The sequence below is a fragment of the Terriglobia bacterium genome (assembly GCA_020073205.1).
Taxonomy (GTDB): domain Bacteria; phylum Acidobacteriota; class Polarisedimenticolia; order Polarisedimenticolales; family JAIQFR01; genus JAIQFR01.
In genome coordinates this window covers 1-5,518 of the sequence record JAIQFR010000174.1, presented here as the reverse complement: position 1 = coordinate 5,518, position 5,518 = coordinate 1, and the positions used below count along the sequence as shown (strand labels likewise).

4 protein-coding genes are annotated in these 5,518 nt (G+C 65.2%); 1 reads left to right on the top strand and 3 read right to left on the bottom strand.

Annotated features, from left to right (window positions below; translation table 11 throughout):
- Positions 1-874 (bottom strand): protein kinase (locus tag LAO51_19860; GenBank protein ID MBZ5641001.1); only part of this gene is annotated, 874 nt, incomplete at its 3' end.
- Between the two features lie 224 nt (positions 875-1,098).
- A complete protein-coding gene (locus LAO51_19855; protein ID MBZ5641000.1) occupies positions 1,099-3,390 on the bottom strand; it encodes a protein kinase in 2,292 nt (763 codons plus the stop codon).
- A 445-nt stretch (positions 3,391-3,835) separates the two neighbouring features.
- Between LAO51_19855 and LAO51_19850 the strand changes: the two genes are divergently transcribed.
- Positions 3,836-4,966 carry a prolyl oligopeptidase family serine peptidase gene (locus tag LAO51_19850; GenBank protein ID MBZ5640999.1) on the top strand — a complete coding sequence of 377 codons (1,131 nt, stop codon included), beginning with the start codon at positions 3,836-3,838 and terminating at the stop codon, positions 4,964-4,966.
- A 214-nt stretch (positions 4,967-5,180) separates the two neighbouring features.
- Here the strand turns inward: LAO51_19850 and LAO51_19845 are convergent.
- Positions 5,181-5,518 (bottom strand): hypothetical protein (locus LAO51_19845; GenBank protein ID MBZ5640998.1); only part of this gene is annotated, 338 nt, incomplete at its 5' end.

Sequence of the window (5,518 nt, the reverse complement as noted above, 5' to 3'; positions counted from 1 at the left end):
TCTGCAGTGTGAACTGGTAGAGCGCCTTGGACGAGCGCCCGCCGATGCGCAGGGAGGGCGGGTTCTGGAGGAAGACCCGCATCCCCGGCACCTGCGAGAGCTTCGGCTGCAGCTCCCGGATGACCTGGTCCGCGTCCAGGCGCCGCGCCGAGCGGGGCAACGCCCCGACCAAGAGCTCGTAGAGGATCACCCCGAGCGAGTAAACGTCGGTACGCGTGTCCACGTCCTGACCGGTCATCTCGGCCTGTTCCGGGCTCATGTACTCCGGAGTGCCGATCATCGCCCCGAGCTCGGTGTAGAGGGTCCGCTCCGTCAACCGCTGTGACACCGCCTTCGCCACGCCGAAGTCGATGATCTTCACCGCCGCCCGACCGTCCTGAACGCTCACCAGCACGTTCGAGGGCTTCAGGTCGCGATGGATCACCGCCTTCTGGTGGGCGTGCTGCACTCCCTCGCAGACCTGGAGGAACAGATCGAGCCGCTCCTCGTTGGTCAGCTTCTGGCGGTCGCAATGCTCGTTGATCGGGACGCCCGGAACGCACTCCATGGCGAAGTAAGGCCGGCCTTCGGGAGTCGAGCCGGCGTCGTAGATCCTGGCGATCGCCGGATGGTCCATCAATGCCAGCGCCTGGCGCTCCGCCTCGAATCGCGCGACGACCTTCGCCGTGTCCATCCCCTGCTTGATGACCTTGAGGGCGACGCGGCGCCGGACGGGCTCGGATTGCTCCGCGATGTAGACGACTCCCATTCCTCCTTCGCCCAGCTTCGCTAACAGCCGGTAGGGTCCGATCGGTTGCCCACCGACGGCGGGGATCGGCGCGGCTTCGGTCGGGGGCAACGCCGTTGGATCCTGCTCGATCGGGTCGTCGCTCATCTCCCTTCTCCACGCCGGAATGGCGAGATTATAGTCCGGGGAATCGACGACTGCCGGAGACGTCACAGCTCGGCACCGGTCAGGGTCGGCGGGGCGAGGTGGGGCATGGGGACCTCCACGTACAGGGTCCCTCGGTGGGGGAGGAAGTCAAGGGGTTGCAGGGATTGAGTTGAACGGTGCGCCAGGCCGATGCAATCTGTGGTGCGGTGCACGGACCCAAGGAATCAACCGGCGCCCTCGAAGGCCCGCTGCTTCTCGCGGACCCGATCCATCAGTTCCTCGAAGCGCGGATTGCCGCGCAGCGCCGCGAGGAAAGGATCAACTCTCGAGAAGAGGTGGTGATTCACGAAACCGAGGGCAATCGCGTTTCCCAGCCAATGCAGCGCTTCGTCCGCGACACCGGCGAAGCTGAACCCGGCAGCTAGCCACCACGACATCTCCTTATCCTGCGTCGCGTAATTCCTGACGTTCTGGTCCGAAAGCAGCTCGTTGGCCGCTCGGGGGTCGTGGGTGAAGAGGGACCCGAGGACTGCAGACATGCCCGAGATGGCCCCGAGGCCGCATCTGCCAAACCTGCCGAAGAGCTCGCAGGCTTCGTCCACGCGCCCCGCATAGACAGCGAAAACGGCCAGGAAGAAGGGCTTGATCGGCTCATCGTCCCCTGTGGCGACCACGTCGCGCCAACTTCGCAGCGCGGTCTCGAACTCTCCGTCCAGCAGAGCCACCCACGCCTGGCTCCAGCGGCAGATCCAGTACAGTGGATCGACTGCGACTGCCTCCGCCGCACGCCGCTTCGCCTCGGCCATCTGACCAACCTCGGACGCCCGCCACGCGAGGAGCGCCAGAGCTTCTCCGCTCGCCTCCAATTCGGCGGCCCGGGTGAGGTCGCGAACGGCACGCACCATGTCGCCTCTCCGGGCTTCGATGGCCCCTAGCGCCAGGAACGCCGCCGCTGTGTGCGGCTCGAGCTCGAGCGCTCTCCTCGCCCAGGCCTCTCCTTGACGCAGGCTCTCTTCGTCGCGATGGATTCCCTGGTCGTGGCAGATCCACTCGATCTCGGCGAGCAGCGAGTAGAGACGCGGATTCGGGCCGGTCAGGTCGAGGGCTTGTCGGGTGAGTGCGACCGCGTGTTCGAGCGCTTCTTCCGTCATGCGGTGGTAGGCCTCGTAGCGTGCCTGCAGATAGAGATCGAATGCCCTGACGTCCGGGATCATTCGCGCAGCGAGGCGGTGCTTCTCGTCCGCAGTCAACGTCAGCTTCAACGCGTCCACGATGGAGCGGGAGACCTGTTCCTGGATCGCGAAGACGTCATTCAGAGTCCCGCCGTACTTCTCCGCCCACAGATGGACGTCGTCTGCGGCGTCGATAAGTTGGGCGGTGATCCGGAGGCTGTTCCCAGAGCGCCGCACGCTTCCTTCAAGCACGTATCGAACGCCGAGCTCCCGGCCGATCGTCGGTACGTCCTTCTTCGACCCCTTCAAGAGCATCGCTGACGTGCGCGAGATCACTCGCAACGCTCGCACTTTCGAGAGGTCAGCGATCAGCTCCTCCGTCAATCCGTCGGCGAAGAACGCGTTCTCCGGGTCCGGGCTCAGGTTCTCGAAGGGGAGAACGACGATGGACCACTCCGACGGTTCCTTCACCGCAGGCGCGAGGGATGGGGATCGAAGGAAGGCCTGCAGCTCGCGGTGAAGCTCCGAGGCGGACGCGAAGCGGTCCGCTGGTCGCTTCGCCAGGCAGCGCCGCACGATTCTCGCCAGGGCGGGAGACACACCCTTCCCCGAGGCCGTCAGCTGGGGCGGATCCTCCTTGAGGATCGCGTGCAGCGTCTCGACCGCCGTGTCCTTCTTGAAGGCCGGCCGGCCCCCCAGCAGCTCGTAGAGCACGCACCCGAAGCTGAAGATGTCGCTGCGGGCGTCGGCCGGCTCGCCCCTCGCCTGCTCGGGCGACATGTAGCCGACGGTGCCCATCAGGAAGCCCGCCGCTGTGTCGCCGGCCGCGTCGTGGGTGGGCGAATCGGTCCGCCCGTCGGAGCCGGCGAGCGGAGACCGCTTCGCCAGCCCGAAGTCGAGGATCTTGGCGTGCCCGCCGCGGGTGACGAAGAGGTTCTCCGGCTTGATGTCGCGGTGGACGATGTCCTTGCCGTGAGCCGCCGCCAAGCCGGAAGCGATCTGCGCCGCGAGGTCCGCCGCCTTCTCCGACGGCCACGGGCCCTCCGCGAGCCGGTCCCGCAGCGACGCGCCCTCGAGCAGCTCGGTGACCAGGTAGGGCGCACCTTCGTGGGCGCCGACGTCATGAACGACGAGGATGCTGGGATGGTCGAGAGCCGAGGCGGCTCGCGCCTCCTGCTCGAACCGCCTCAGGCGCTCGGCGTCCGCGGCGAATCCGGACGGCAGCACCTTGATCGCCACGTCACGGCCGAGGCGAGAGTCGTGCGCGCGGTAGACTTCGCCCATGCCGCCCACGCCGATGCAAGCCACGATCTCGTAAGGACCGAGGTGATCACCGGGCTTCATGGTCGCCACCCGGATGCAGGAACTAGGTGGAAGACGCAGTAGATCCGCGGCCGAGCGATTGCAGAGAAGGCGCGCACCGCGTGCTAACCCCCCATTCGCGAGGAGCTTAGCCTTGGATGTTCCTGGCGGTCAAGGGGAGGGGAGAAAGGGTGACCGAGGAAACAGAGCAAATCAGGTGGTCGCGGGGGTGGCCGACGCTGGCCCGCAGGATCGCCTTCTGCTCGGCGGCGGTCAGGGTCGGCGGGGCGAGGTGAGACCAACGCTCTCGGCTACGCTTCGACGGCAACCTACGCGACCAATGGCGACCGGCTGACGCTCCGCCTGCCGCGTCCCCGCGCCCGGGACGAGGGCCCATGTTCAGCGCCGGGTGTTGCGGCACGCCGGCCGTGCGCTAGTATCGCTTGTCGTCGGAGACGACAGGCCCCATGGGGGTCACCGGCTCGACATGAAACGAACTGCCGCCGTTCTCTCGATGCTGTTCTGCCTGGGGGGAGTGCAGGCCCAGGACACCGAAACCTACGTATTGCACCAGGCCGTCTCGAATCGCGAGACGATCGTCTACACGCGCGTCATTCGCTTCGACGACCAGAAGCACCTGTTCCACGTCCGGGACTACTACGAGAACGGACGAATCCAGATGAACGCCTTCTACGCCTCCTTCGACAAACGGGTGAAGGAGCAGTATCAGTGCAACTACCGCTCGAATACCAAGGAAGGGCCGTACACGGAATGGCACCGGAACGGGCGCATGAGATTCGAGGGCCATTTCACGCGGGGCAGGCTGAACGGCGCGAGCACCGCCTGGTACGAGAGCGGGCAGAAGGAAGCGGAGGAGAACTGGCTCAACGGGCAGTTGCACGGCCGGGTCAGGTACTGGTCCGAGAAGGGGGATCTGCAGTTCGATTCGACGTTCTGGCACGGCATGAACCGGCATCGCAGGAACGTCAGCTATCGATACGTGTCGTACCTCCCGAAGGACTACGAGGCGGACGCCGCCAAGAAGTGGCCGCTTGTCATCTACCTGCACGGAGGTTCGGACAGGGGGACCGACCTTAACAAGCTGTACTCGTCCGGGATCCCCGATCAGGTATACAGGGGACGGGAGTTCCCGTTCATCATGCTCGCCCCGCAATGTCCGGAGCATCTCAGGTGGTCGACCGATGACTGGTTCGAGAACTTCTACAAGGAAGCGACCGCCAGGTACAGGATCGACACCGACAGGATCTATCTGACCGGGCCGAGCCTCGGCGGTTCGGGCACCTGGTACATCGCCGCGCGGTATCCCGAGAAGTTTGCGGCCATCGCCCCGATCAGCGGATTCACGAGCCATCTCGACTACATCGACAAGAACATCGACAAGCTGGTCGACATGCCTGTCTGGGCCTTCCACGGGAAGCTGGATACCGTCGTCCCTTTCGAAGAAACCGAGCGACTCGTCAGGAGACTGGAGGGAAGGAACCGGAACCTGAGATTCTCGGCTGAACCGGATCTCGGCCACTGGATCCATTGGCAGGTCTATCCGGGCCGGGAGATCTACGACTGGTTCCTGCGATACGACAGGCGAGCGAGGAAGTGATCCAGAACACGCACCATATCCCCGTTGGAAGAGCCGGGTCGAACGGGCTCTGGCCCTTGTCCAATCGGCTCGACCGGGGCAGGTGCTGGGTTCAGGATGGCATCTTGGGACGGGAGTTGCAACGGCGAATGCGATTCCGGCCCCCTCCAACTGACGATGCTTCTGCTGCGGTGCTACCGAAATGCGGCGGTCCATGGGGACCTCGGACAGGAATCTAGGCCACAAGTCTTGAAGTTCCGCGCTTCGCGACGAACCGCCCGCCGGGCTTCATCTCTATCTGTACCCGTTCATAGCGGGCCCCCGCTACCAGCTCACAGGTAGAGTTTCCAGGCCGCGGCAGAGCGACGGCCGGGAACTTTCGCATCTCGAGCTCGAGGCGTGCCTCTTCCGGAATGACCTTCACGCCGCCCACGAACGCCCGCACGAACTCCTTCCGCTCCTCCAGGCTCCCTGACTCCAACAGACGCGGTAGATTGCGTAGCGAGGCGAGGCCTTCCCGGAGGACCAACTCGACGTCGATCGGCTCGTAGGGGGCCGTCTCAAGCTCCTGGA

Coding starts and splice junctions, on each gene's coding strand:
- LAO51_19855 (MBZ5641000.1), bottom strand. CDS start 3,390: ATGAAGCCCGGTGATCACCTCGGTCCTTACGAGATCGTGGCTTGCATC.
- LAO51_19850 (MBZ5640999.1), top strand. CDS start 3,836: ATGAAACGAACTGCCGCCGTTCTCTCGATGCTGTTCTGCCTGGGGGGA.